The organism is Desulfovibrio oxyclinae DSM 11498 (genome assembly GCF_000375485.1).
Taxonomy (GTDB): Bacteria; Desulfobacterota; Desulfovibrionia; order Desulfovibrionales; family Desulfovibrionaceae; genus Pseudodesulfovibrio; species Pseudodesulfovibrio oxyclinae.
The window spans coordinates 138,421-164,083 of record NZ_AQXE01000005.1 but is presented as its reverse complement, the minus strand read 5'-3'; the positions used below and the strand labels follow the sequence as shown (position 1 = coordinate 164,083).

Here is a 25,663-nt window from a genome sequence, read left to right as displayed (position 1 = left end):
GGCGTTCCCGAAAGAAAACATCCCCTCAGGGCTTCTCGGCCCACAGGATGAACACGGGGTTGGCGGCACGGAAACGCAGGTCGCCCGCGAGCTGGTCGGCTTCGTTGGCCTGAAGCTGGGTCACTCCGAACAGCCAGCCGCGCTCCTTGAAGAAGGCCTGCGTCCGGTGCAGCGTATCCAGCAGGATGCAGTGCGCCACCAGCCTGCCGCCGGGACGCAGTCGCTCGGCCACGGCTTCCAGCAGGTCGGACTCCTTGTTGGATTCGCCGCCGAGCCCGCCGCCGATGAACACCCGGTCAGGATCGGGCAGCCTCTTGAGGCACCCCGGCAGGCCGCCTGTCACCACCTCCACCAGCCACGCGCCCATGCGCCGCTGATTCTCACGGATCATGGCGGCGCGGGTACGGTCGCGCTCCACTGCCACCACACGGCCATCCACGGCCAGATGCGAGGCCTCGATGGCCACGGAACCGCATCCCGAGCCGAGGTCCCAGACCGTAGCTCCCGGGGCGATGGCCAGGAGGGCCAGCCCGGTGGCGCGCACCGGCAGCTTGGTGATCAGCCCGCGCTGATGAAAATAGAAATGATCCGGCACCCCGAGGCGCAAGGGCACTTCCGGTGGATACTCCCGCTCCAGAAAGACGAGGTTCAGGGGGTCGAACCCCATGCCCCACGTGTCCTCAAGACCCACGCGGCGGACCTGCTCACCCTCGGTGCCGAGGCGTTCCAGCACGGTCATGGTGAACCCGTCCGCGCCTCGCTCCAGCATGGCGCGGGCCACGGCGGAAGGGTCGTTTTCTTCATCGGTGAAGATCGCAATGGTGTCCGCCCGGACCAGCGCGGCGAACAGCGGCGTATAGTCGCTTCGCCCATGCAGGGAAATGGAAACCGTCCGCTCCCAAGAAACCCCGAGCCGCGATGCCGCCAGTTGCAGCGTGCTCACCGCCGGGAGCACCTTGAGTCTTTCACGGCCCAGCTCACGCGAAAGCAGGTTGCCGATGCCGAAAAAGAGCGGGTCGCCGTCGGCCAGCACCACCGCCCGGCCTCCGCCGTCCATCTCTTTGCGGATTCGCCTGACGCAGCGGTCCAGCGGCGAGGACAGGGGCAGCCTGTCCGCATCCGGGGCCACTTCGCGCCCCACGGCGTCCAGAAGGCGACTGCCGCCGGCCAGAAGCGTTGCATTCTCAAGCAAATGGGAACAGTTATCGGGTATATCGAGCGAGCCGGGATTCATGCCCAGCACGCAAACGGGTTCTGTCGTTTTCATGGCTGCGTTGTAACGCAAGCGAAGGCCGGTGAAAAGGACAGTTTACTTGCCTTTTGGTCTTCCCGGCTGCACGGTAAGGTCCACGGAGTGACGATTTGAGCAAAAAACCGCACGGAGTCTGGGCATGGGCCTTCTACGACTGGGCGAACGCCGGCTTCAATACGCTGGTGCAGACCTTCGTGTTCGCTGCCTATTTCACTTCCGCCGTCGCTGCCGACAAGGCTGCCGGGACCGCCATGTGGGGCAACGCCATGGCGCTGGCCGGCCTTTGCGTCGGGCTGTCCGGACCGGTGGTCGGGGCCATCGCCGACCACACCGGCCGCCGCAAGCCCTGGGTGGGGGTTCTTACCGCCGTATGCATCGCTGCCACAGCCCTGCTGTGGTTCGTCAGACCCGACCCGACATGGGCCTTCTTTGCCGTGACGCTGGCCTTCGTGGGCGTGACCGCGTCCGAAGGCGCACAGATATTCTACAACGCCATGCTGGCCGATCTGGTTCCCGAAGACCGGCTCGGCCGTTGGTCCGGCTGGGGTTGGGCCATGGGCTACGCTGGCGGACTGATCTGTCTCGTGGCCGCGCTCTACGGCCTCATCGACGACAGCGCCCTGTTCAGCGTGCCGCACGACGATGCCCTGCATGTGCGAACGGCCATGCTTTTCTCCGCTGGCTGGTATCTCGTGTTCGCACTGCCCATGTTCCTGCGTACCCCGGACACGCTCGCCACTGGAGAGACCATGCGCTCGGCGGTCGGGCACGGCTTTCGGCAGCTGAAGGGGTCGCTCGCCAACGCAAGGCGATACAAAGGCGTTGGCCTGTTCCTGCTGGCGCGCATGTTCTACAACGACGGACTGACCACCCTGTTCGCCTTCGGCGGCATCTATGCGGCCGGAACCTTCGGGATGCAAACCTCGGAGGTCATCCTGTTCGGCATCGGCCTGAACGTGACCGCGGGCCTCGGCGCCGCCGGGTTCGCATGGATCGACGACTACGTGGGGCCGCGCAGGACGCTGATTGTCTCCCTCACGGCGCTCACCGCCACCGCCGTTTGCACCCTGATCGTGACTGATAAAACGCTTTTCTGGATTTTCGGCCTGACCGTAGGTATATTCGTCGGTCCGGTGCAGGCGTCGAGCCGCTCCTATCTGGCCCGCGCGGCACCGGCCGATCTTCGAAACCAGTTTTTCGGGCTGTTCGCCCTGTCCGGAAAAGTCACGGCCTTTCTGGGTCCGCTCCTTGTGGGGTGGATCACCGTCGCGGCCGACAGCCAGCGGGCCGGGATGGCCTCTGTCGTGGGACTTTTCCTGATCGGTCTGGCCCTGCTCGCGGCCGTGCCGCGCGTCAAGAAGCAACAAACCACCGAGGAGCACACATAATGTCCGATTTCCATTTCATGCTCAGCGACGAGGAAAAAACCTACCTCAAGGACCTCGTCAGGCAATCCATCCGCGCCAAGCTTGAGGGCGACGAATCCGCTGCCCCGGCCGAGCCGGAATCCCACAAGCTGCGCAAGGAGTTCGGCGCGTTCGTCACCCTGAAGATCGACGGCCAGCTGCGCGGCTGCATCGGCAACGTTCAGGGCGGCGGCGAAATCTTCCAGACCATCTGGGACATGGCCCGCGCCGCCGCGTTCAGCGATCCGCGCTTCCCGCCCCTGAGCGCCGAAGAGTTCGACAAGGTGGACATCGAAATCTCCATCCTCAGCCCGCTGAACTACTGCCGCTCGCCGGAACAGATCGAAGTGGGCCGCCACGGGCTGATCATCCAGCGCAACCAGAACACCGGTCTGCTGCTGCCGCAGGTGGCCGTGGAACAGGGCTGGGACAAGTACCAGTTCCTCGCCAACACCTGCCGCAAGGCCGGGCTGCCCGAGGACTGCTGGAACAAGGTCGGCACCAACATCCTGTGGTTCGAGGCCGAAATCTTCTAGCCGTTCCCCCCTTTTCCGAGTCCCATCGACCCGGCGCATCCCCTTCCCGACGGAGGCGCCGGGTCGTTCCTGTTTCGTCCTCATTATAATTCCCCGTGCCTTCCGGCGGCGTACCCTCGTATCAGGAGGGAAAGAACGCATGGAACAGGATTTCAGGGATTTCGTCCTCGAACACATGCCGCATATCGAGCGACGGCGCATCGGTCGGCTCTACACCGACACGACCGACTTCACGTCCATCGGATACGGGGACGTGATCCGTCTTGCCGACCGGCACTACATGGTCCTGCGCGACGAGGCGGAACGACGCTTCGGCATCGAGGACTTCAAGTTCTGGGTCAAACGCTGCCGCTGCCTGGAGACCAAGGAACCCGCCATCCTCAAGCTGGTCTTTCACGAGGAATTCACGCAGCAGATCGGCTCCATGCGCATCCGCAGCTTCCGAAGCGCCACCAAGGAGGCACGCATCCTCGATCTGGTCCGCGACGACCCGCGGTTCATGCACGGTTTTTCAGCCCGCGACGAGGCAGGAAACCTCGTGCGCGTGCTGGAGGTCATCCGCGGCAAGCGCTTCGACGAGGTGGTGGATGCGCTCCCCGGCGATCACGCCTTCTATTTCCATAACAACCTGCGGCCGGTGCTGAATACGTTCATCGACGCCTGCGAGGCCATAGGGTTTCTGCACCAGCATGGCGAGCAACACGGCGATGTGCGGCGCGATCACCTCTGGATGGAAACCTCTACGGGCCGTGGCCGCTGGCTGGATTTCGACTACGCCTACGAGACGCGGGCCAATCCGTTCGGGCTGGACCTGTACGGGCTTGGCAACAGCCTGCTGTTTCTTGTGGGCAAACGAATATATACTCCTCACGTCTTCGAGGGAATGGAAGGCTCGGAGGCATTACAGCCCGGAGACTTCTCCCCGGTCATCCGGAACAGGCTGGTCAACCTGCGCCGCCTGTTCCCCTACATTCCCAAGCCGCTCAACAATGTGCTGCTTCACTTTTCGGAAGGGGCCGAAACGTTCTATGACTCCGTGGACGAAATGCTCTTTGAACTGCGCCCCTGCCTCGACCTTCTTCCCAACCCGCAGGAACCGAAGGAGGGGACGCCATGAACCCCAAAAAGATTCTCGTAGCGGTGGATGCCAGTGCAAACGCCCTGCGAGCCATCGACTATGTTGGCGAAGTCGTTGCCGGTCGCCCCGGATTCAAGGTCCGTCTGCTGTGCATCGAACAGCTGCCCCACCGGGACCTTTTCGAAAACGAGGAAAGCTGGGTGCAGGCCTGCCGGAATGGACGCGCCGAGTTTGAGGACTTCCTCGAACAAGGGCGCGAGCGACTCCTTGCCATGGGCATGAGCGAGGAAGAGGTGGAGAAGAACTACGTGGCCTTCTGCCATTCCCCTTTCAACGACCAGACTTCGCGTTGCAGCATGGGCACCAGCGTGGCGCTGGAAATTCTTGAAACCGTCAAGTCGGGCGGCTTCGGCACGGTTGTGGTGGGACGCCGCGGCCTCTCCAAGGCCGAAGAATTCCTGTTCGGGTCGGTCTCCAACAAGATCGTCCACTCCGCGAGGGACTGCACCGTCTGGGTGGTGTCCTGATCCGAAAACCTGCCGACACGGCTCCGCCATAACCTTGGTTACTGGCAGGGGCCACCGGGCAATTATCCCGAGAATTCGACCCAATTCCGGGAGAATATCCCGTGCCCTTTCCCTTGCCATATTGCCCCTGAACCGCATATATTGGTCTTCCTGATATTACCCAACGCCCGGAGACAGCTACCGTTTATGGCGGACCACCTCACGACGACCGATACAAAAAACGCAAGCAGAGACAGCCGCATCACCAAAATGGCGGGCGTAAACCTTGAGGTGGCGCTCGGCGCCGATCTGGTAGTGACGTTTCCCGGGATGCAGCGCGGCTACCGCGGCCGCATCGTGGGCTTCGACCCGTATGAATACCTTGTGGCCAACGTACGCCTGCCGTCGTCCGTGCGCGGCGGCATGGGGTACAAGGACTCCATCGTGGTCAAATACCTCCACGAAGGCACCGTCTACGGATTTCACACCCTCGTTCTCAACCACATCACCCGCCCCGCTCCCCTGCTCTTCTTCGAATACCCGGACTCCATCGAAAAAATCGACCTGCGCAACGCCTCCCGCACCAACTGCAACATCGACTCCACCCTGCACACCGCGGACTCGGACTACGACTGCCTTGTGGTCAACGCCAGCGACACAGGCTGCCGGCTTTCCGTGGCCGTGGGCAGCCGTGATGCGCTGAACATGGCTGAGGTGGGCGACGACATGGTCGTCAGCATGCGCCTTGGAAATCTGGGCAACATCAAGATACCCGTGAACATCAAGAACATCGTCGCAAAGCAGGGAGTCCTGCTGCTCGGCTGCATGTTCATCGACATAAGCGAAGAGGAGCAACAGCTCATTTCCACTTACGTGGAGAGGATCGCCAGACTGAGCATCTGACGATCCGCCGAAGGAGGGGGCGGCGGTGATCAGAAAGATTTCGGTTCAGGACCTCAGGCCGGGCATGGAAGTGGTGCGCATGGCATCGGACATGTGGACGCACCTTCCATATCTGTACACGAAACCCGGAGTCATCCGGTCGGAGATGGAGGTCCATCGCATCCGGCAGGAAGGCTATCTGGATGTCTTCATCCGGCAGGAAGTCCCGGATGACGGAAAGACCGACGACGAACGGCTGGAACGCATCGTCCTGCAACGCCGGGACAACCCGCCCCGCAAGCGGCGCGCTCCGTTTCAACGCGAGATTCGCAAGGCGAGAAAAGCCTACGACGAAGCTCTGGTCCAGACCAAGCGGATGATGAGCGACGTGAAGATGGGCCGCCAGGTGGATGTCGAGAGCACCACCCACGCGGTCGAAGGCATCATCAACGTGGCCGTGCAGAATCCGGACGCGCTCATCTGCCTTTCCAAACTCTCCCGCTACGACTCTTACACCTACGCCCATTGTATCAACGTGGCCTCCATCGCCGTGGTTTTCGGCGAATATCTCGGCCTGCCTCTGGAAGACCTCGTCCTGCTCGGACTCGCGGGCATGATGCACGACCTCGGCAAAACGGCGGTCCCCGAACGCATCATCAACAAGCAGGGACGGCTCCTGCCGCGAGAGTTCGAGGAAGTGCGCAAGCACCCCACCTACGGCCAGATGATTCTGGAGAAGTCCGGCAACATCGCTCCGCGCGTGGTTCAGGCGGTCGCCCAGCATCACGAGAAATTCAACGGCTCCGGCTATCCGCACGGCATGCGCAAGGACGACATCGGCGTGTTCGGCCGCATCCTGTCACTGGCGGACGTCTACGACGCCCTGACCAGCGACCGCTCCTACAAGGACGCCATCCTGCCCAACAAGGCGCTGGCCATCATGTACGGAATGCGCGATCAGGACTTCTGTTCCATCGAAGTGCAGATGTTCATCAAATGTCTGGGGATTTTCCCTTCCGGCAGTCTCGTGCGGTTGAACACCGGCGATCTGGGCGTGGTCTTCGAGAGCAATCCGGAACGCCCGCTGCTGCCGAAGATCAAGGTCATCCTTGACGAGGATCTGCGCCCCATCCCCGCCAAACTCGTGGACCTGGCGGCGGAGCAGAACCCGGTCTTCAACATTGTGGAATGCGCCGACCCCTCGCAGTACAAGCTCAACCTCAAACCCTACATTCAGACACGGGAATAGGCGGTACGACCATGTTTGACGAAACCATCTGGATTCCGGCCTTTGCGCTGCTGGGAGTCCTGCTGATCATCCGGGCCGCGTGGAAGCCCGTCAAAGGCAAGCGCTACGTCATCTCCGAAGAGTCGCTCAAGGCGTCGCACAAGGTTGCCATGGAAGTCCTGCCGCTCCTTGAGTCGGTGCAGGACGTGCGCGATACGGGCGAGCTTCCCTACCCGAAGGACAAGCTCAAGAGCGCACTGAAGATTCTGGCCTACCAATTTGCACGCAACAACCAGCACGAGGAGCTTACGCGCATCAAGAATGCCTTTGTGCAGCTCTCACGCTTCCAGAACCTCGAACGGGCCGGAGACCGTGCGGACTCTCTGCATCAGAAGGAGAATGGCGAGCTGGAGGCGGAAATCAACCGCCATCTGCTCACGGTTCCCCGGGCCTAACGGCCCATGCGCTCCCGTATTTTCTTGAGGATGTAGTCATACCCTTCCGGCATATGCGGGATGGTGCACAGCGTGCAGTCCTTTACGCCCGATCCGGTGACGGAATACCGTCCGCCACACTCCTCATAGAAATACAGCGGACAGAAGCAAAACAGGCAGTTGAACTTCTGCGGATCCTTCACCTTGTGACAGGGAAAATACTCGCACTCCTCATTGCGAAAAAAACGGTAGCTGTTCTTCACTCTTTGTCGAACTCCGGTTCTTCCGCCGGTTCGCCGCTGGAGGGGAATTCCTCGAACGGGAAGGGGCGGGCGTTTTCGTTCAGCGTGGCATAACGCAACAGCCTGTAGGCATACAGCGACAGCCTGTTGTTGAAGTTGCGCAGCGGCGCGCTGTAGCTCTTGGAGATGAGCATCCACGCATACTGGAACAGCGCGGAGACCTGCACAAGCAGTCGCACCAGTTCGAACACCAGCAGACAGACTATGGTCACGGCCAGACGCTTGAGTACGCCCGTGCGCTCGACATTGATTTTTGGCATCCCATTTCCTTTTTGTTTCATCTTTGTTTCATCCGGTGCTGGTCGTATTTTTGCAAACAGCCGACCGGATCATTGCAACACTTGATCACGGCATTCTAGCCGAGTTCAGCCCTTCGGGCAAACCGCCCCCCGCTTTGCGGTCACAGTCGCATCGCCGCCCAACAGCCCGGCACCGCACAACCCCCGAAACACGGCACCCAAAGCTGTCAAAATCTATTATCAAATAGATAATAATAGCTCTATAAAAAGTGGGCATTCAGAATTCCCTGAAGATTTCAGGAGAACACAATGAGCATAAAGTGGAAGCTTTTGTCCGTAGTAGCAGTCCCGATCGCAGCCATGATCATCATCTTTCTGGTGGGTTTGTGGAGCTTTCAGGGCATCGAGTCCAAAACGGTGGATACAAACTCCATGCATCAGGACCGGGCCACCATGATCGACGCGGACCGCGACGCGTATCAGGCTCAGGTGGCAGTCATGCGCGCAGTGGAAGCCCGCTCGGATGCGGCCCTCAAGTCGGCCAACGATTCCGCCATGGAAAACCTTGAGCAGACGTGGAACAGGATTGCCGGCCCCGCCGAAAGCTTTACCCCGGAAATGGAGCCCAATTTCAAGGCATTCAAGTCGGAGTATCGCCAGTGGAAGGATGTCAATACCAGCATCCTGCAGCTTGCGAAACAGACCCTTGACGCAAACCTTGAACGCGACAGGGCCGAGGAAGCCGCTCTTGCCTCTTTCGGTGCCATGCGAGACATCATCGACAAGCTGGGAGTGCTGGCCGAAGAAAGGCTCTCGGCGACGGGGATAGACCTCGCCCGACGGCTGCAGCTTGAATCCGCACTCTCAAGGATTCTCAATGCGGACCGCGACGCCTATCAGGCATATGTCGCCCAGCTTCTCATCAAGCGAGCCGATGATGCGAAAATCGTGGACGCAAGAGCGGAATCCTTTGCGGAAAACGTAGCCCAGACCAGAGACCGAGTGACCGCCGGGGCAGATATCATCGGCGGAACCGCCGGAATGAAACAGCAGTTCCTGGACCTCTATACCACATGGGAAGAGAACAGCAGACAGGTCGTTTCCCTGACACGTGCCAACATCGACAAGAAACTCGAAAAGATGTCCCTGATGGACAAGAGCGAAAAACTCTTTTCCAGCATGCGCACCACCATCGACAAGCTTGGCCAGCAGGAACTTGCCCGCGTCAAGACAGCACAGGCCGACCTTGGGAACATTATCGACTGGAGCACGTTCATCTACATCATTGTGACCATAGCCTTCATCGTTGTGGCGTTGGCCGTGACACTGGTCTTCGCCGCGCGCATTTCCGGCGCAATGAAGGCAACCGCCGATGTCGCCAAGTCGCTTTCCGAAGGCCAGTTCGACGTGGAACTCGACGTGAACAGAGGGGATGAGATCGGCGATCTTGCCCTTGCCATGCGTGACATGATCAAAAAGCTGCGCGGGATCGTGCATCAGATTCAGGAGGCGACCGGAACCGTGGCCTCCAGCGGTGAGGAACTTGCCAGCTCCTCTGTTTCCCTGAGCGAGGCCGCCACCCAACAGGCTTCGTCGGTGGAGGAAGTCTCCTCCTCCATGGAAGAGATCTCATCCAGCATCAGCAAGAATACGGACAGCTCCGGCGAGACCGGAACCATCGCCAGACAGACCGCCACAGAGGCGAGACAGGGCGGCGACGCGGTGCGTCAGACCGTTGAGTCCATGACCCAGATTGCCGAAAAGATATCCATCATTGAAGAAATAGCGCGACAGACGAACCTTCTGGCGCTGAATGCGGCAATCGAGGCGGCGCGCGCCGGAGAGCACGGCAAGGGGTTCGCCGTGGTCGCAGCCGAGGTGCGCAAGCTGGCGGAAAAATCGGGAGCGGCCGCCAACGAGATCAGCGACCTTTCCGGCGCATCCGTCGAGGTTGCCACCAAGGCCGGGCACATGCTCGACTCCATCGTGCCGAACATCGAGAAAACCGCCGAACTGGTTCAGGAAATAACGGCAGCCAGCAGCGAACAGAACGCGGGAGCCACGGAGATCAACAGCGCGCTGCAACAGCTCGACAGCGCCATCCAGACCAATGCAGGCTCGGCCGAAGAGATCGCCTCCACGGCCGAACAGCTGTCGGCACAGGCCATGGAGCTTGAAAAGGCCCTGTCGTTCTTCCAGCTCGGATCAACCAGCGCACGGCCCCGCACCGAGAAGACAAAGCCCAAGCCTCAGGCGTTGGCACCGGGCAATTCATCCTCCGGAACCGATATCGACATGGAGGATGACACCTTCGAGCGGTTCTGAGTCCGCCCGGACCGCAAATCGACGGCTAGATTCCCAGCCACTTGACCCACAGCTTGCGGGAGCGGGGGCCGTCGAACTCGCAGAAGAAGATGCGCTGCCACGTGCCGAGCTTCACCTCGCCGGACTCGACGATGAGAAACTGCTCGGGACCGAACATGCTGACCTTGATGTGCGCGTCGGAGTTGCCCTCGGCGTGGCGGTAGTCACCCTTATGCGGCACGAGCCGCCGCATGTTGGCCACTATGTCCCGCTTGACGTCGGGGTCGGCGCCCTCGTTGACGGTGACGGCACCCGTAGTGTGGGGGCAGTAGAGCAGAAGCGCACCGTCGTTCCAACCGTTTTCGCGGACCGTGCGCTGCACGAGCCCGGTGATGTCGATCATTTCTTCGCGTTGGGCGGTGTCGATGTGCAGTGTTTCCATGAAAATCCTCCTACCCTCGGAACATATGACGGAAATCTTCGTCGTACAAGAGGGAGCGGGCGCTTTCGGCGTCCTGTCCCGGCAGCACCATAAAGAGCGTCTGACGGGTGAATCCGTTGTCGCGCGCGGTTTCCGCCAGCCCGGAGACCGTCGTTTCCACGATCTTTTCTTCGGGCCAGCCCACGCGGTAGGCCACTAGCGCAAAAGTGGACGAAGCCATGCCGCCTTCAAGCAGCGCGTTGCGCACGCCTTCGGGGTCGCCCGCGGAAAGATACACGGCCATGGATGATCCGTGCCGCGCCAGCTCGCGCAGGTGTTCGGATTCCGGAACGGGAGTGCGCCCGGCAAGGCGCGAAAGGATGAGAGTCTGGGTGCCGCCGGGAACCGTGAAGGAACGTCCGGCTGCGGCAACTGCGGCCGAAGCCGAGGTCACGCCGGGGACGATCTCCCAGCGCACGCCATCGCGATCAAGCAGCTCCGCCTGCTCGCGCACTGCCCCGTAGAGTCCCGGATCACCGGTATGCACCCGAGCCACAATCCCGCCGGAACGCACCGCCCGCAGCATCAGTTCGTGGGTTTCGGAAAGCGAAAGCGGCGCGGAGTCGGCCACTTCGGCATCGTCGCGGGCACAGGCCACGAGCTCGCGCGGCACCAGCGAACCGGCATACAGCACCAGATCCGCCTGTTCTATGAGCCGCTTTCCCTTGACGGTGATCAGTTCCGGATCACCCGGCCCTGCACCAATGAAATACACGCTGGACAATTGTTCCCCCCGCTCGGGCAGTCGGTTTTCGAAATCAGCGTGCAGGTACTACTTTCCCCCGAAGAAGCCAAGGCGGGCAGCAATGCGGTCCGCACAGCCGCGCAGGCATCAATCCTTGCGAGGCAGAACCTTCCTGATGTCCGCGACGCGACCATGATAGTTTTCGGGCCGGTATTCCAGAAACTCCAGCAACCCATCCGCCGACTCTTCGGGCGTGATGAGCATGTCCTGTTCCTTCCATGGTCTGAACACCTTGCGCAACGGCTCGGCGCATTCGCCTTCGGCGTTTCTGGCCTGCTCCTGCATCTGGCCTTCCACGATGCCCGGCCGCCAGATCAGCGTCAGTATCTCCGGCGCCTCCACCGCAAGCTGCCGCGCAAGATGCTCCTCCGCGGCCTTGGCGGCGCAATAGGTGCCGATGCCCGGCTGGGTCTTCTCGGCAGCGCCCGAACCGAAAAACACCGCAAGCCCCCGCCCCTTCTCGCGAAGATGCGGCACGGCATGGCGAATGAGCAGATGCGAGGCCGTGACACTGGCGTCCATCACCTCATGGAAATCCGAGGTAGCCATTTCCCAGACCGCCGGGCCGGGCTTGAGTACGCCTGCCACGTGAATGAAGCCAAAGAAATTCCCCATGTCGCACGCAGTCTCCACCATGCGCCGGACGTTTTCCGGGGCCGAGGCATCACCCGCAACGCTCTCGGCGGCTACGCCCTCGGCCCGGCATGCATTCCTTGCGGCATTGAGCGGCCGCTCGCGCCGGGCGTTGAGCACAAGGTTCGTCCCGCGTCGCGCCAGAGCGAGCGCAAGGGCACGGCCAATCCCTTCCGAAGCGCCGGTAATCACCAATGTTTGATTTTTCAGCGTTATCATAATACCTTTATCACCTCTTTTTCGGAAAATATCGTTTGTCACCAAGCTACCGCATTGCGGGGCTTCCAACAAGAGGACCGGGTGCATGAACAGCAAGGAACGCGAAGAATTCACAAACGTCATCCAAAAGGAACTGGAGAATCTCAGGGAACAGCTGCCCTCGCTTGAGGAACGCATGTCTCCGGTTTCGCCGGACCAGTCCATCGGCAGGCTGAGCCGACTGGACAACATGGTCAATCAGGGCGTGGTGGAAAAACAACTTTCGCAGACCCGCACGCGCATCCTCAAGCTGGAAGGCGCCCTGAAACGGCTGGAAGAAGACGACGAATTCGGCATCTGTCAGGAATGCGGCGAAAAAATCCCCATGAAGCGGCTGCTGGTCATGCCGGAAGCCGAACTGTGCGTGGAATGCGCGTCCTGATCCGCCCTCGCCAGACAATGCGCCTTTTCGAATCCACAAGGCCGCCGAATCCGGCTTCCGCTTTGACAGACGGCCATTTTCCGGCCCATTTCTCCCCTTGTGAAGGCCCGCCGGGCTTGACTAACGGTTGACAATGGAATAACTCACGGCTTCTTTGCCCGTGTTGGACGGGCCTTTTGTGCGTGGAAAACGACGGATCACGGGAGTTTCGGAGTGTTTGACAGCCTTCAGGATCGGCTTCAGGGAGCCTTCAAGAAACTGCGCGGACAGACCCGCCTTGATGAAAACAACGTCAAGGAAGGCTTGCGCGAGGTACGTCTTGCCCTGCTCGAAGCCGACGTCAACTTCAAGGTCGTCAAGGACTTCGTCAACCAGGTCAAGGAGCGCGCCCTCGGCGAGGACGTCCTCAAGGGCCTGAATCCGGCGCAGCAGGTGGTCAAGATCGTCAACGAGGAACTTACCGAGCTCCTCGGCGGCGAACAGGAAGGTGTGGACCTCTCCGCCAAGCCGCTTAAAATCATGATGGTCGGCCTGCAGGGCTCCGGTAAGACCACTTCCTCCGGCAAGATTTCCCTCTGGCTGCGCAAGAACCACAAGCGCAAGCCCTACCTCGTCCCTGCGGACGTGTACCGCCCGGCGGCTATCGACCAGCTCAACACGCTGGCCAAGCAGCTCGACGTACCCGTCTATCCGTCCACCACGGAAATGAATCCGGTGGACATCTGCCGGGACGCGGAAAAGAAGGCCGCCGAACTGGGATGCGACGTCATCCTGTTCGACACCGCGGGCCGACTGCACATCGACGAACTGCTGATGGAAGAGCTTTCCTCCATCAAGCGTGAGTGCCAGCCGCAGGAGATCCTGTTCGTGGCGGACGCCATGACGGGTCAGGACGCGGTGACGGTGGCCGACAAGTTCGACGAGACCCTCGGCATCACCGGCGTGGTGCTGACCAAGATGGACGGCGACGCCCGAGGCGGCGCGGCGCTTTCCATCAAATCCGTCACGGGCAAGTCGGTCAAGTTCGTCGGTATGGGCGAAAAGCTCTCCGAACTGGAACTTTTCCACCCCGACCGAATTGCCTCGCGCATCCTCGGCATGGGCGACATGCTCACGCTCATCGAGAAAGCGCAGGACGAGATCGACGAGGACGAAGCCAAGAGCATGGCCGACAAGATGGCCAAGGCCGAGTTCGACCTCGAAGATTTCCGCACCCAGATGCGCCGCATCAAGAAGCTTGGCTCCATGGAGGGCCTGCTCAAGATGATTCCGGGCATGGGCAACATGATGAAGCAGCTCGGCGATGCCCAGCTGCCCGAGGACGAGATGAAAAAGTCCGAGGCCATCATCAGCTCCATGACCATGGAGGAACGCCGCAACCCCGACGTGCTGAAGAAGGCCAGCCGCAAGGAGCGCATCGCCAAGGGCGCCGGCATGACAGTGGCCGACGTCAACGCCCTGCTGAAGAACTTCAAGCAGATGAGCGGCATGATGCAGCAGATGATGGGCGGCAAGAAAGGCAAGAAGGGCAAACTCGGCATGCCCAAGCTGCCCAAGGGACTCGGCGGCATGGCAGGCCAGATGCCCGGCATGGGCGGCAGCGCCGGTGGCGGAATGCCCGGCCTTCCCGGGATGGAAGGCTTGGAGGGCATGGAGGGAATGGAAGGAATGCCCGGCATGGGCGGCGGCGAGCAGCCCAAGAAAGGCCCTTCCAAGAAATCCCTCAAGGAAAGAAAGCGGAAAAAGCTTAACAAGAAACAGCGCAAAAAGAAGAAAAAGTAATTTTTGCGCCGCTTTTGCGGAGAGCTTCGAAAATAACGGTGATTACTTGCCAAAGACTGGCTTAAAACGTAAAGAATAAAAACTGGGGGTATTGACACCATGGCTATGACTATTCGACTGACCCGCATGGGTTCCAAAAAGCGTCCGTTCTACCGCGTCGTCGCACTCGACAGCAAAACCCGTCGCGACGGTCGTCCGGTGGAGTACCTCGGACACTACAACCCGATGGTCGAACCCGCAGATGTCAAGATCGACAAGGAAAAGGTCGAGAAGTGGGTCAACGAAGGCGCCACTTTGTCCAATACCGTTCGTTCCCTGCTCAAGCAGGCCGGAAAGTAGTTGTTGCGGCGCTACTGGTCCGGGCTTGTTTGGCGGAACTTCATGTTCGTAGGCGCTCTCACATCGCACCGCCTGAATCGGAGGTAGATCATGCTGAAGGAACTTATTGAGTTCATTGCCAAAGCCCTCGTGGACAACCCGGACGAAGTACAGGTTTCCGAAGTCGAAGGCGAGCAGACGTCTGTGATTGAGCTGAAGGTCGCCAAGGAAGACCTCGGCAAGGTCATCGGCAAGCAGGGCCGCACCGCACGTGCGATGCGCACCCTTCTGGGTGCTGCGTCCACCAAGGCCAGAAAGCGCGCCGTTCTGGAAATCCTCGAGTAGGAGACCATGACCGCAGCCGCCAGGCCCGCCCCCGACAAGTCCTTTGTGACCGTCGGCAGGGTGGTCAAACCGCATGGCATCCGCGGGGAGTTCAGCATGCGTCTGTATGCTGACTCCCCTTCGCTGTTTGACGAAGTGGACCGCGTGTTTCTCGATATGGGAGGCAGGCGGCCCAAACGGTATACTGTTGCCAAGTGGCGGATGCACAAGGGGCTGGTTCTCGTGACCCTCGAAGGCGTTGATGACCGCACTGCGGCCGAAGGCCTGAGAGGGGCGGACGTGCAGGTGCGAAAACGCGATCTGCCGCCGCCGGACGAGGACGAAGTCTACCTGCACGAGCTTGAAGGATGCGACGTGGTACTGCCTGATGGGGCTCCCCTCGGCGTGCTCACCGGATTCATCGAGACACCGCAACAGGACACCTGGAGCATCACCACGCCCGAAGGACGCGAACTGCTCCTGCCCGCTGTTCCCGAATTCGTTCTGGACATCGACCTTGACGACAAGCGCATCGTCGTCGATCCGCCCGAAGGGCTCGCCGACGTCTGCACCGACTAGCGCGACCCTTTCCTCACAACCTTTTCACGCTCCGGCTCATCCATGAATTTCCACCTCGTCAGCCTCTTCCCCGAGTTCTTCGAGACTCCCCTCTCGTCCGGCCTCATGGGCAAGGCGACAGAGAGCGGCCTCGTGCGCTTCAATCACGTGGACCCGAGGGATTTCACCACGGACCGGCATCGCACCGTTGACGACCGCCCCTACGGCGGCGGCCCCGGCATGGTCATGATGCTCGACCCACTGGATCAGGCGCTGCAAAGCATCGAAAAGCCCGGACGCATCCTGATGATGTCGCCGCGCGGAAAACCGTTCGACCAATCCATGGCCCGCGAGTTGGCACAGGAAGAGGACGTGACCATCCTCTGCGGTCGCTACGAAGGCATCGACGAACGCTTGCTGGATCTTTACGATGTGGAACTGGTGAGCATGGGCGACTTCGTGCTCAACGGCGGTGAGGCCGCGGCGGTCTGCATGGTGGAGTCTGTGGCGAGGCTGGTTCCCGGCTTCATGGGCCACGAGGATTCCGGCGATGAGGAGAGCTTTTCCGGCGGAACGCTGGAATATCCGCACTATACGCGCCCGGTGGAATACAAGGGCCATGAAGTGCCTGAGATCCTCAAGAGCGGCGACCACGGTCGCGTCGCACGCTGGCGCAGGGAACAGGCCCTCTCGCAGACCCTGTCGCGAAGGCCCGACCTTCTGGACGGAGCCGGCCTTGCGCAGGAGGATATCGACTTCCTGAGCGAATTGTCGCGGCATCGGCTGGGCCGGAACCTGTACATCGCGCTGGTGCACTATCCCGTCTGGAACAAGCACAAGCAAAAGGTGGCCGTCTCCCTGACCAACCTTGACGTGCACGACATGTCGCGGGTCTCGCGCTCCTATGCGCTTGGGGGATTCTACGCCGTCACGCCGCTTGAGGACCAGAAGGAACTGGCGCGCTCGCTGTTGGCCCACTGGACCAGCGGCCCCGGAAGCCGCGTCAACCCCGATCGGGCCGAAGCCCTGTCGCTGGTTTCCGTTTCAGACGATTTGTCGCAGGTTGTGGTTGACATTTCCGCCAGAACAGGGCAATTACCCCTGCTCGCGGCAACGTCTGCGAAACTCGACTGGAGAAAGGGGGCACCACCGCCCATGACGGTGGAAGAAGTCCGCAACCAGTTGGAATCACGCCCGGTTCTGCTTGTATTCGGAACGGGGCACGGATTGGCCGAGGAAGTGCTCGACGCCTGCGAAGGCACTATCAGACCCATCCGTTTCATGGACGACTACAATCACCTGTCCGTTAGGAGCGCGGTGGCCATCACCATTGATCGCCTGCTCGGGGACATTTGGTAAATATTCGTTACAAGGAGACTGACATGAACGCCATTCAGAAGATCGAAGCCGAACACTTGCGCCTCGACCTGCCCAAATTCAAGGGCGGAGACACCGTCAAGGTGCACTACCGCATCCTCGAAGGTGAAAAGGAACGCATCCAGGTTTTCCAGGGCACGGTCCTTCGCGTTCGCCGCGGCACCACCAACGCCACCTTCACCGTCCGCAAGATTTCCGACGGCGTCGGCGTTGAGCGCGTGTTCCCCATGCACAGCCCCTTCATCGACAGCGTCGAAGTGGCTGCCGAAGGTAAGGTTCGCCGCAGCCGCATCTACTACCTGCGCCAGCTCCGCGGCAAGGCCGCCCGCATCAAGTCCAAGGCCAACTGGGAATAAACCTCCCGGCCCCGGACGCCGCAAGAATTTCGGCAACCGCCTTGAGCATTCCCGCAGTGCTCTGGGCGGTTTGTCGTGCTTGTGGACCATGCGAGACCGAGCTCCCGGCATTGCGCGAGAGCATGACCACCATGCTCTCAGCAGGAACGCCAGCCTATGCCGCCTGCCCGAACGGGCATCGGCGGTTTTCGTGTATCCTCAGGATGCCGCGCCGACAGACACGCCCGGGGTGCCGCTCTTGCCGATGATGACCGCACCCACCCGGCCATCGCAGCATAATTCACGCACAGGAGGCGCCCATGCAACCCGGTTCCCTGATCGAATCAGCCACCCTGCTCCCCGAGCACATCGCCGGAGTAGATGAAGCCGGTCGCGGCTGCCTTGCCGGACCCGTGGTTGCTGGCGCCGCCGTGCTGCCCGAAAACTATGACCTCCCCTACCTCACCGACTCCAAGAAACTCACCGCCGCCAAGCGGGAAGTCCTCTTCGATCAGGTCCGCGAACAGGCCCTCTTCTGGGCAATTGGCGTCGCATGGCCAGCTGAAATCGATCGCGTCAACATCCTGCAGGCCACGTTCCGCGCCATGAGCCGAGCCCTGAAACACCTGCGCACAACACCTCGACTGATACGCATCGACGGCAACCAGACGCTCCCCGCCCACTTGATGCCCTACAACACCGCCCAAGAGGCCGTGATAAAAGGCGACGGCACCGTTCCCGCCATATCCGCCGCGTCCATCCTTGCCAAAACCTTCCGCGACCGCGTCATGATAAAACTCGCTCGCCAACACCCCCAATACGGCTTTGACGCTCACATGGGCTACGGCACCAAAGTTCACTGCGAAGCCATCAAAAAGCACGGCCCATGCCGCATGCACCGCATGACCTTCGGCAAAGTCGCCCCGGAAAAACCCGCCGCAAAACAAGCCGGACTGCCCGGACTGTAATCACATTTTCACCGACTTGCCGAAATCTCCCAGGCATCGTATGATGCCATCATGCTGAAATATCTCATCGCCATCACTGCCCTGCTCGGAGCCGTGCTCTTCGGCCTCGGCTGGAACAAGCCGAACCCCTACCTCTGGGATTCCATCGAAGTAACCGTCACAGCCTACAACTCCGTGCCCTCACAAACCAACTCGCAACCCTTCCTCGCCGCATGGAGCGATACCCTCAAGCCCGGGCAGCGCGCCGTAGCCGTCTCCCGTGACCTCATCCCCATGGGACTCGACCACAGAACCGAAGTCCACCTCGAAGGCCTCGGCACCTTCGACGGCAAATACACCGTCCTCGACAAGACCAACCGAAGATTCAAAAAACGCATCGACCTCTACTTCGGCCTCGACATCCAAGCCGCCCGTGAGTTCGGCGTGCAAAAAGCCACCGCCTACTGGCGAGGCGACGAATTTCGTCTGGCCGACAATATCCTGAATCCCTAAGCCTCCGGTGGGTCTCCGACGGCCCTCCGGGGGCTTAAGAACCCTTTTGCAAAAGGGTTCTTAAGAATCTCCCAAAAACATTTAGCTTGCCAAGCCGCACTCGACTTTCCGAAAGCTAAGGTGCGGAGGCGGCTTGGCGTATATGCTGACGGCGTTTTTTTGCTCTAAGGGATATGACGAACCTAAGCAGCTCCAAACCGTGCAGCCAAGACACACAGACCACAACTCCCCGTCAGCGGGGTTGCAGCTGGGACGCGAGTTGTGCGGTCGCATGGACTCAACAGCTGCAACCCCGCTGACAACATAGGGTTTCCAAAGGGGCCCCGCCCCTTTGGTCCGCCTGAAGGGCCCGCCGGAGGCATTGCTGCTTGGCACCAGATGCAGGTTTCGGCCTGTTGACCGACCCTCTTTTTTGCTTGCGCTGAAAAAAGAAGGCAAAAACTGCGCTGTTTGGGGGTGCGCCGCCGCTCTCGGCAAGAGACTTGATCAACATTGCTGCGGTACTTGGTAAGCGGGAGTGGTAGGTTTGTTGGAACTTCTGAAAGGTGATTAGTGAGTTGAGAGAGTCCTGCTTAGCTGAACTCTGTTAACGGAGTTCGTCAGCCAAAACGCAAAGATTTTGAATCCCCGTCAGCGGGGTTGCAGCTGGGACGCGAGTTGTGCGGTCGCATGGACTCAACAGCTGCAACCCCGCTGACAACATAGGGTTTCCAAAGGGGGCCCGCCCCTTTGGTCCGCCTGAAGGGCCCGCCGGAGGCACAAAAAAACGGCGTCCGCTTGGAGCGGGCGCCGTTTTTTTCATATGGATCAGAGATTAGGAGCCGCCGTCGATTTCTTTCCAGAGTCGTTCCATGATGACTTTTTTTATGGCTGAGAACTCCGGTGTGAGCGAGATGCGGTGATCTCGTGGTCTGGGAATTTCCACTTCGATTTTCTCGACAATTTTCCCGGGTCGGCGTGACATGACGTAGACGTTGTCTGCGAGCAGGATGGCTTCGTCGATGTCGTGGGTGATAAACAGCACGGTGGCGGATTCTTCGCGCCAGACGTCGAGGGTGAGGTCCTGCAATTGCAGTCTTGTCTGGGCGTCGAGGGCTCCGAAGGGTTCGTCCATCAGGAGCATGTCCGGCTTGTTGGCCAGCACGCGGGCGATGGCGGTGCGTTGTTTCATGCCGCCGGAGAGTTCTCGGGGCAGGGAGTTTTCGAATTCGGAAAGCCCCACGAGGCTCAGGTAGTGGCGGGCGGTTTCGGCGCGTTCGGCTGCGGGGATGCCTTTGATGCGCAGGCCGAATTCCACGTTCTTGCGGACGGTCAGCCACGGGAACAGGGTGTAGGACTGAAAGACCATGCCTCGGTCTGCGCCGGGACCTTTGATGCGTCGTCCGTCGATGCTGGCGGAGCCGGAGGTTTCGTTTTCGAGTCCTGCCACGATGTTGAGCAGTGTGGATTTGCCGCATCCGGACGGCCCTACCACGACGGCGAATTCGCCGTGTTCCACCTGCATGGAGATATCCTGCAGGGCGGTGACGGCTTTATCGCCTTCGCCGAAGACCTTGCCGAGATTGTCGAGTACCAGCCTGCCCATTTTAGACGATTTCCTTGATGTCGAGGTTCAGGCCGGAGACGTCCATGGCGGGTTCGTTGCCCATGACCACGATGTCGCCTTTCTCGGCAACGGCACGGGCGGCCTTGGCCATGGCGCGGAAATCGTCAGCGCTGCAGTTCATGATCTCTTTACGGACGCGGTCGCGATGCTCGGGGGTCTGGCCGGTGAGGGTTCGCACGAAGCTGGTGAAGCCTTTGGCGTCGGGCAGCTGGTAGGAATCCATTTCACCGATGGCGCCGATGACGGCGGTTTCGAGGTCGCCGTCGGGCAGGTCGAGCCCTTCGAGATACTGAACCACGCCGTCGTAGTTTTCGATGGTCTTTTCCACGTTGGGGTCGCGGTAGCTCAGGTAGTTCAGGCTGCCGCTGACGGAGTCGAAAACGGTGAATCCACCGTAGGCGCCGCCGAGGACGCGGATGCGGTCCCAGAGGTAGCCGGTGCGCAGGAACTTGGACACGGCGTTCATGGAGCCGTGATATTCGATGCCCTGTTCATAGATATTCACGCCCTTGCCCACGTAGTTGACCTGTGCGGGAATGGCGAGACCTTCGCGTTCCGGGAAGCTGGGCATGGTGCGTTCGGCTGGTTCGCTTGCGCCTTCGGGCAGGGCGGCGACCACGTCGGCCAGCAGCGGGGCGGCGGTGTCGAACAGTGAGGATTCGCAGGTGGCGTTAAGCACGAGGTTGCCGCGGCGCAGGATGATCTCGGCCAGACGGACGAACTCTTTGCCCACTCGGCGGAAATCGTTTTCCACGCGCTCGGACAGGGTGCGCAGGGCTTCCAGTGCGGTGATGCCGGTCATGGCCTCTTCCATGGCGTGGGCCTGATGGGCGCGGGCCTTGAGGCGGCGGGCCACCATTATGTGGCCGGACGGGACCAGCGCCTGTTCCAGACGGGAAACGGATTCCTGCACGATCTGGCGGATGCGGACCTTGTCGTCCAGCCGCGCTTCGGTGAGGATTTCCTTGAGGATTTCGGCGGTCTCGGGGAGCTTCTCGCCGGTGGTCTTCACGCGCACAACCAGTCGCTGTGCTGCTTCGGGCGAGTTCAGCACGGGCTGGCAGAGCACCTGCGGGGAGATGCCGCCGGTGGTCCGGGCTATCCACTGCGAGAGGTCCACGTAGTCACGTTTTTTCGTCCCGGCCTCAACGAGTGCGCGGCCCATGAGCGGCACCAGCGGGAGCAGCTCGTCGGGCACGCCCGAGATGTCGAAGGCCAGATCGGCGTAGGCGATGCCGCTGGTATGCAGATCGTGGAAGTGGCAGGTCACGCCGCCCACTTCGCGTTCCTCGGAAGGAATCCGCACGTTCTCTTCCGGCAGATCGTCCTTGGACAGGCGGGGGATGGTCGCCAGAGCCTCGGGAGTGTCCGGAGCTTCCTGAAGGCGACGAAGCTCGGCGGTTTCGTCAATGACGCGCCGCACGTCTTCTTCGCTCATGGCCTGTTTAGCCTTTTCCAAACGCTCGCGTTCCTTGGTGGTCAACTCCTTGCCCAGTTCGCTATCGGGTTCGAGCAGCACGGTGGAGCGATGCGGATTCTGCAGCAGCAGGCGGCTCAGGAGTTCTTCGAAAATCTTTTCGCCCTCGCCCACCCATGTCTTGATGTTGCGAAGCGGTTCTTCAAAGGGCAGCAGCAGGAGCGGATCGCCTTCGGAGCCGTCCTCGGAGTCATACAGCCACGTGGAAAGGGACTGGAACATGAGGGACAGACCACGCGGGTAGCTGCCGGTGTTGTTCTCGCGCAGATCGAACTCCACGCTGTTCACGGCGGCCTCCACATCCTTGGGGTCGATGCCGTCTTTGACCAGCTTGCTGAGAGTGTCGTGGATCAGGGCCTCGACCTTGACGGCGTTTGCCGGATGCACGCCCTTGAGTCCCACGGAGAAGAACATCTGCCGGATGTCGGCTTCGAGCCCCACTCCCGCCAGATCGTCTCCAAGGCCGGAATCCATGAGCGCCTTGCGAAGCGGCGAGGACGGCAGGCCGATGAGGATGTGCTCCAGAATGTGCAGGGCGAGGTTCAGGTTGGCGTCGGCGGTTTCCGCGAGCATCCAGTTGACGGTGAACATGCCCTTCTTGGTCTTGGCGGAGGCCGGGAATTTCTTGCGAACCTCGACGGCCTTGTCGAAACGCGTCTGCAGGGGCACGCGAGAGAATTCCGGGGTAAGCGGTTCGAACTGGTTGAAGTATTCGTCCAGAATTTCGAGGCGCTTCTCCGGGTCATCGTCGCCGTAGAAATAGGCGTAGGCGTTGGAGGGATGGTAATGGGTGCGATGGAACTCGCTGAACTGCTCCCACGTCAGATCCGGGATGGCGAAGGGGTCGCCGCCGGAGTCGAGGCCGTAGGTGTTGTCCGGAAACAGGGACTGCTGGGAGTATTCGTAGAGCAGCGAGTCCGGGCTGGAGTATGCGCCCTTCATTTCATTATAGACAACTCCCTTGTAACTCATGCGGCCTTCGGGGTCGTCCAGCTCGTAATGCCAGCCTTCCTGCTTCAGGCGGTGTTCGTCCAGCAGCGGGAAAAAGGCGGCGTCGAGGTAGACGTCCACCAGATTGTAGAAGTCGGCGTGGTTGGCGCTGGCTACCGGGTAGCAGGTCTTGTCCGGGAAGGTCAGGGCGTTGAGGAAGGTCTGAAGCGAGCCCTTGAGCAGCTCTACGAACGGTTCCTTGACCGGGTACTTGCGGGAGCCGCACAGCACCGAATGTTCCAGAATATGCGCCACCCCGGTGGAGTCCTTGGGAGGTGTGCGAAAGCTCAGGCCGAAGACCTTGTTCTCGTCGTCGTTGATCATGGACAGCACGCGGCCGCCCGTCTTGCGGTGACGCCAGATCTGGGCCACGCTGCCCAGTTCCTTTATTTCCATTTCGCGAACCTTATCGAATCCGTGACTCATCCGCGCTTCTCTCTTTTCGTTTTTCTGTTAACAATGTGGGACGCCCCCTCGGGGCAACCGTTCGATCCGGCAGCCATGTCGCACTGCGGACGCAAAGACGCGGCGCGGGCCGCGACTCCGAAATATGCAAACCGAAGCAACCGCCTCGGCCGTGAAGACTGCCGGAAGCCCCGCGGGCATCCGACGATGCAGGCTCTTCATACACGAAGCGGCCCCGGAGTTGAAGACCGGAAAATTTCACGCTGCCGCTTGACATGAACCAAAGCTGTCGCTAAATAGGAATCGTTCCTAAGTTAAAAATAACCATTCAGATCCATAGGAGAATACTTATGTCTTGTGATCACGAACACGAGCACGTTGTTGATTTCGCCCGCGTGGGCCAGCCCGTCCCTCCGTTCAAAATGGAAACCTTCGATCCCACCGAAGGATTCTTCGGTGAAGTGGATCTTGGCAAACTGCGCGAGGAAGGCAAATGGGTGATTCTCTTCTTCTACCCTGCGGACTTTACCTTTGTCTGCCCCACGGAGCTGGCGGACTTGGCCGAGAAGCACGCCGAGCTGAAGGAAATGGGCGCGGAAGTCATCTCCGTTTCCACCGACACCAAATTCACCCACATGGCGTGGAAAAACGATGAGCGTCTGCTGGAGAACGTGAAGTACCAGATGGGTTCCGATGCCACCGGCGAAGTGTCCCGCTTCTTCGACATCTGGGACTACGAGACCGGCCTCGCCCTGCGCGGCACCTTCATCATCAACCCCGACGGCGTGCTGGTCTCCGCCGAGACCAACTACTACAACGTGGGCCGCAACGCCGACGAGCTGGTGCGCAAGATGAAGGCCAACGTGCATCTTCGGGAAAACCCCAACGAAGCCTGCCCCGCCAAGTGGGAGCCGGGCAAAAAAACCCTGACCCCGGGCGAAGGCCTTGTGGGCAAGGTTTACGAAGCCCTCAACGATTAGGCTTCCCCTCCTGACGAAATGTCACGTCAAGGCCGGAACGGATATCCGTTCCGGCCTTTTTTGCGTCACGCGCGGATGATTTACCTTATTATAACGGTATGCACTCGTTGCGGAGCATATGCTCCACGATGAGGCAGAACCCCTGCTGGCAGATGCTTTGGCGGCGAAGGACAGGTTTTTGCGTCAAAAAAAGACGCAACCAGGAAGCGGAAGTAACGCAAGTGTCACAGTGGGCCCATTGTGTTGTAACAGCGCTCCCTTAGGTTCTCCCAATCGCTCAAGGCAATACTGTCTACCAATTTGAGGAGGTCACTCATGACTAAAATGGTAAGAATCGCCCTGTCTCTCGTAGCCATTCTGCTGGTTGGTGCCGGCGTGGCTCAGGCCCGCGACCAGATCAAGATCGTCGGCTCCAGTACCGTCTTTCCTTTCTCCAGCTACGTAGCTGAAGAATTCGGTGCCACCACCGACCACCCCTCCCCGGTTGTCGAATCCACCGGCTCCGGCGGCGGACACAAGCTTTTCGGTGAAGGTGCCGGTCTCAACACCCCGGACATCACCAACTCTTCCCGCCGCATGAAGCCTTCCGAATTCGAACGCGCCCAGAAGAACGGCGTCAACGAAATCACCGAAGCGCTCATCGGCTACGACGGCATCGCCGTTGCCCAGAACGCTGAAAACGCCCCGTTCAGCATCACCAAGGACGAACTGGCCATGGCCGTCATCGAGATGGTCCCGTCCAACGGCAAGCTGATCAAGAACCCGTACAAGACCTGGAACCAGATCAACCCCGATCTGCCCAACCGCAAGATCATCTTCTACGGTCCCCCGACCTCTTCCGGTACCCGTGACGCTTTCGGCGAAATGGTTATCGGCAAGTTCGCCAAGAAGCACAAGGACCTCTACAGCGCCATCGCTCCCAAGGGCAAGGCCAAGAAGTACGAAAGCGTGCGTCAGGACGGCGTATACGTGCCCGCCGGTGAAAACGACAACCTGATCGTCCAGAAGCTCACCAAGGACAAGGACGCCTTCGGCATCTTCGGTTACTCCTTCCTCGAAGAGAACTCCGACCGCATCCAGGGCGCCAAGATCAACGGCTATTCCCCGGAACCGGACACCATCGCAAGCGGTGAATACCCGATCTCCCGCTCTCTGTTCTTCTACATCAAGAAGGCTCACCTCGATAAGGTTCCCGGCATGAAGGAATACATCGAACTGTTCATGAGCGACAAGATGATCGGACCCCGCGGCCTGCTCAAGCGCATCGGCCTGGTTCCCCTTGATGACGATCTTCGCAAGCAGGTGCAGAAGGACGTGCTGTCCTACAAGAACCTGAGCCTCGAAGACCTGAAGTAAACGAACAACCGACGACTCCTGCCGGACCG

27 protein-coding genes are annotated in these 25,663 nt (G+C 60.4%); 19 read left to right on the top strand and 8 right to left on the bottom strand.

Annotated features, from left to right (window positions below; genetic code table 11):
- Positions 1–25: 25 nt before the first annotated feature.
- Positions 26–1,267 carry a bifunctional cobalt-precorrin-7 (C(5))-methyltransferase/cobalt-precorrin-6B (C(15))-methyltransferase gene (locus B149_RS0107150; protein WP_026167499.1) on the bottom strand — a complete coding sequence of 414 codons (1,242 nt, stop codon included), beginning with the start codon at positions 1,265–1,267 and terminating at the stop codon, positions 26–28.
- A 95-nt stretch (positions 1,268–1,362) separates the two neighbouring features.
- Between B149_RS0107150 and B149_RS0107145 the strand changes: the two genes are divergently transcribed.
- The 7 genes from B149_RS0107145 (at position 1,363) to B149_RS0107115 (ending at position 7,343) form a co-directional block, all read left to right on the top strand.
- Positions 1,363–2,640 carry an MFS transporter gene (locus B149_RS0107145; RefSeq protein ID WP_018124500.1) on the top strand — a complete coding sequence of 426 codons (1,278 nt, stop codon included), beginning with the start codon at positions 1,363–1,365 and terminating at the stop codon, positions 2,638–2,640.
- Positions 2,640–3,194 (top strand): AmmeMemoRadiSam system protein A, encoded by a 555-nt coding sequence (gene amrA, locus B149_RS0107140; protein WP_018124499.1) that lies wholly within the window; start codon positions 2,640–2,642, stop codon positions 3,192–3,194. The genes B149_RS0107145 and amrA overlap by 1 nt, the downstream gene beginning before the upstream one ends.
- Positions 3,195–3,333: 139 nt before the next feature.
- The gene (locus B149_RS0107135; protein WP_018124498.1) at positions 3,334–4,311 is read left to right on the top strand and encodes a serine/threonine-protein kinase; all 978 of its coding nucleotides are present in this window, start codon (positions 3,334–3,336) and stop codon (positions 4,309–4,311) included.
- A complete protein-coding gene (locus tag B149_RS0107130) occupies positions 4,308–4,799 on the top strand; it encodes a universal stress protein (protein WP_018124497.1) in 492 nt (163 codons plus the stop codon). Before B149_RS0107135 ends, B149_RS0107130 begins: the two co-directional genes overlap by 4 nt.
- Positions 4,800–4,985: 186 nt before the next feature.
- Complete coding sequence (locus tag B149_RS0107125; protein WP_018124496.1) at positions 4,986–5,681, top strand: flagellar brake protein; 696 nt, start codon at positions 4,986–4,988, stop codon at positions 5,679–5,681.
- A 25-nt stretch (positions 5,682–5,706) separates the two neighbouring features.
- Positions 5,707–6,909 carry an HD-GYP domain-containing protein gene (locus B149_RS0107120; RefSeq protein ID WP_018124495.1) on the top strand — a complete coding sequence of 401 codons (1,203 nt, stop codon included), beginning with the start codon at positions 5,707–5,709 and terminating at the stop codon, positions 6,907–6,909.
- A gap of 11 nt (positions 6,910–6,920) precedes the next feature.
- Positions 6,921–7,343: a hypothetical protein gene (locus B149_RS0107115; protein WP_018124494.1), complete on the top strand. Its 423-nt coding sequence runs from the start codon at positions 6,921–6,923 to the stop codon at positions 7,341–7,343.
- Here B149_RS0107115 and B149_RS0107110 read toward each other — a convergent pair.
- Positions 7,340–7,585, bottom strand: coding sequence for a cysteine-rich small domain-containing protein (locus B149_RS0107110; RefSeq protein ID WP_018124493.1), 246 nt, complete (start codon positions 7,583–7,585; stop codon positions 7,340–7,342). The genes B149_RS0107115 and B149_RS0107110 overlap by 4 nt on opposite strands.
- On the bottom strand, positions 7,582–7,884 hold the full coding sequence (locus B149_RS0107105; protein ID WP_018124492.1) for a DUF4389 domain-containing protein: 303 nt from the start codon (positions 7,882–7,884) through the stop codon (positions 7,582–7,584). The genes B149_RS0107110 and B149_RS0107105 overlap by 4 nt, the downstream gene beginning before the upstream one ends.
- 288 nt (positions 7,885–8,172) lie before the next feature.
- Between B149_RS0107105 and B149_RS0107100 the strand changes: the two genes are divergently transcribed.
- Positions 8,173–10,188, top strand: a complete 2,016-nt coding sequence (locus B149_RS0107100) for a HAMP domain-containing methyl-accepting chemotaxis protein (protein ID WP_018124491.1) — start codon at positions 8,173–8,175, stop codon at positions 10,186–10,188.
- A 25-nt stretch (positions 10,189–10,213) separates the two neighbouring features.
- Here the strand turns inward: B149_RS0107100 and B149_RS0107095 are convergent, their stop codons facing one another.
- From B149_RS0107095 to B149_RS0107085, 3 genes are all read right to left on the bottom strand, one after another.
- Entirely contained in the window at positions 10,214–10,609 is a 396-nt protein-coding gene (locus tag B149_RS0107095) for a secondary thiamine-phosphate synthase enzyme YjbQ (protein WP_018124490.1), read from the bottom strand.
- A gap of 10 nt (positions 10,610–10,619) precedes the next feature.
- Complete coding sequence (cobM, locus tag B149_RS0107090) at positions 10,620–11,372, bottom strand: precorrin-4 C(11)-methyltransferase (RefSeq protein WP_018124489.1); 753 nt, start codon at positions 11,370–11,372, stop codon at positions 10,620–10,622.
- 108 nt (positions 11,373–11,480) lie between these two features.
- Positions 11,481–12,245, bottom strand: coding sequence for an SDR family NAD(P)-dependent oxidoreductase (locus B149_RS0107085; protein ID WP_018124488.1), 765 nt, complete (start codon positions 12,243–12,245; stop codon positions 11,481–11,483).
- An 85-nt stretch (positions 12,246–12,330) separates the two neighbouring features.
- On the opposite strand from B149_RS0107085, the gene B149_RS0107080 reads away from it, so the two are divergent.
- The 9 genes from B149_RS0107080 to B149_RS0107040 all read left to right on the top strand — a co-directional run bounded on the left by B149_RS0107080 (position 12,331) and on the right by B149_RS0107040 (position 18,820).
- Positions 12,331–12,666, top strand: coding sequence for a TraR/DksA family transcriptional regulator (locus B149_RS0107080; protein WP_018124487.1), 336 nt, complete (start codon positions 12,331–12,333; stop codon positions 12,664–12,666).
- 213 nt (positions 12,667–12,879) lie between these two features.
- Complete coding sequence (ffh, locus tag B149_RS0107075) at positions 12,880–14,448, top strand: signal recognition particle protein (protein ID WP_018124486.1); 1,569 nt, start codon at positions 12,880–12,882, stop codon at positions 14,446–14,448.
- 99 nt (positions 14,449–14,547) lie between these two features.
- Positions 14,548–14,787: a 30S ribosomal protein S16 gene (gene rpsP / locus B149_RS0107070; protein WP_026167497.1), complete on the top strand. Its 240-nt coding sequence runs from the start codon at positions 14,548–14,550 to the stop codon at positions 14,785–14,787.
- A 90-nt stretch (positions 14,788–14,877) separates the two neighbouring features.
- On the top strand, positions 14,878–15,111 hold the full coding sequence (locus B149_RS0107065; protein WP_018124484.1) for a KH domain-containing protein: 234 nt from the start codon (positions 14,878–14,880) through the stop codon (positions 15,109–15,111).
- A 6-nt stretch (positions 15,112–15,117) separates the two neighbouring features.
- Complete coding sequence (gene rimM / locus B149_RS0107060) at positions 15,118–15,669, top strand: ribosome maturation factor RimM (protein ID WP_018124483.1); 552 nt, start codon at positions 15,118–15,120, stop codon at positions 15,667–15,669.
- A 42-nt stretch (positions 15,670–15,711) separates the two neighbouring features.
- Positions 15,712–17,007 (top strand): tRNA (guanosine(37)-N1)-methyltransferase TrmD, encoded by a 1,296-nt coding sequence (gene trmD / locus B149_RS0107055; protein WP_018124482.1) that lies wholly within the window; start codon positions 15,712–15,714, stop codon positions 17,005–17,007.
- A gap of 23 nt (positions 17,008–17,030) precedes the next feature.
- On the top strand, positions 17,031–17,381 hold the full coding sequence (rplS, locus tag B149_RS0107050) for a 50S ribosomal protein L19 (RefSeq protein ID WP_018124481.1): 351 nt from the start codon (positions 17,031–17,033) through the stop codon (positions 17,379–17,381).
- A gap of 299 nt (positions 17,382–17,680) precedes the next feature.
- Positions 17,681–18,328, top strand: a complete 648-nt coding sequence (locus B149_RS0107045) for a ribonuclease HII (RefSeq protein WP_018124480.1) — start codon at positions 17,681–17,683, stop codon at positions 18,326–18,328.
- A 51-nt stretch (positions 18,329–18,379) separates the two neighbouring features.
- Positions 18,380–18,820: an RlpA-like double-psi beta-barrel domain-containing protein gene (locus B149_RS0107040; RefSeq protein ID WP_018124479.1), complete on the top strand. Its 441-nt coding sequence runs from the start codon at positions 18,380–18,382 to the stop codon at positions 18,818–18,820.
- Positions 18,821–19,634: 814 nt separating this feature from the next.
- On the opposite strand, the gene B149_RS0107035 is transcribed toward B149_RS0107040, so the two are convergent.
- A complete protein-coding gene (locus tag B149_RS0107035; RefSeq protein WP_018124478.1) occupies positions 19,635–20,405 on the bottom strand; it encodes an ABC transporter ATP-binding protein in 771 nt (256 codons plus the stop codon).
- A gap of 1 nt (position 20,406) precedes the next feature.
- Positions 20,407–23,319 (bottom strand): insulinase family protein, encoded by a 2,913-nt coding sequence (locus B149_RS0107030; RefSeq protein ID WP_018124477.1) that lies wholly within the window; start codon positions 23,317–23,319, stop codon positions 20,407–20,409.
- A 329-nt stretch (positions 23,320–23,648) separates the two neighbouring features.
- On the opposite strand from B149_RS0107030, the gene B149_RS0107025 reads away from it, so the two are divergent.
- Positions 23,649–24,278, top strand: a complete 630-nt coding sequence (locus tag B149_RS0107025) for a peroxiredoxin (protein WP_018124476.1) — start codon at positions 23,649–23,651, stop codon at positions 24,276–24,278.
- Positions 24,279–24,593: 315 nt separating this feature from the next.
- Positions 24,594–25,634, top strand: coding sequence for a PstS family phosphate ABC transporter substrate-binding protein (locus B149_RS0107020; RefSeq protein ID WP_018124475.1), 1,041 nt, complete (start codon positions 24,594–24,596; stop codon positions 25,632–25,634).
- The last annotated feature ends 29 nt before the right edge of the window (positions 25,635–25,663 follow it).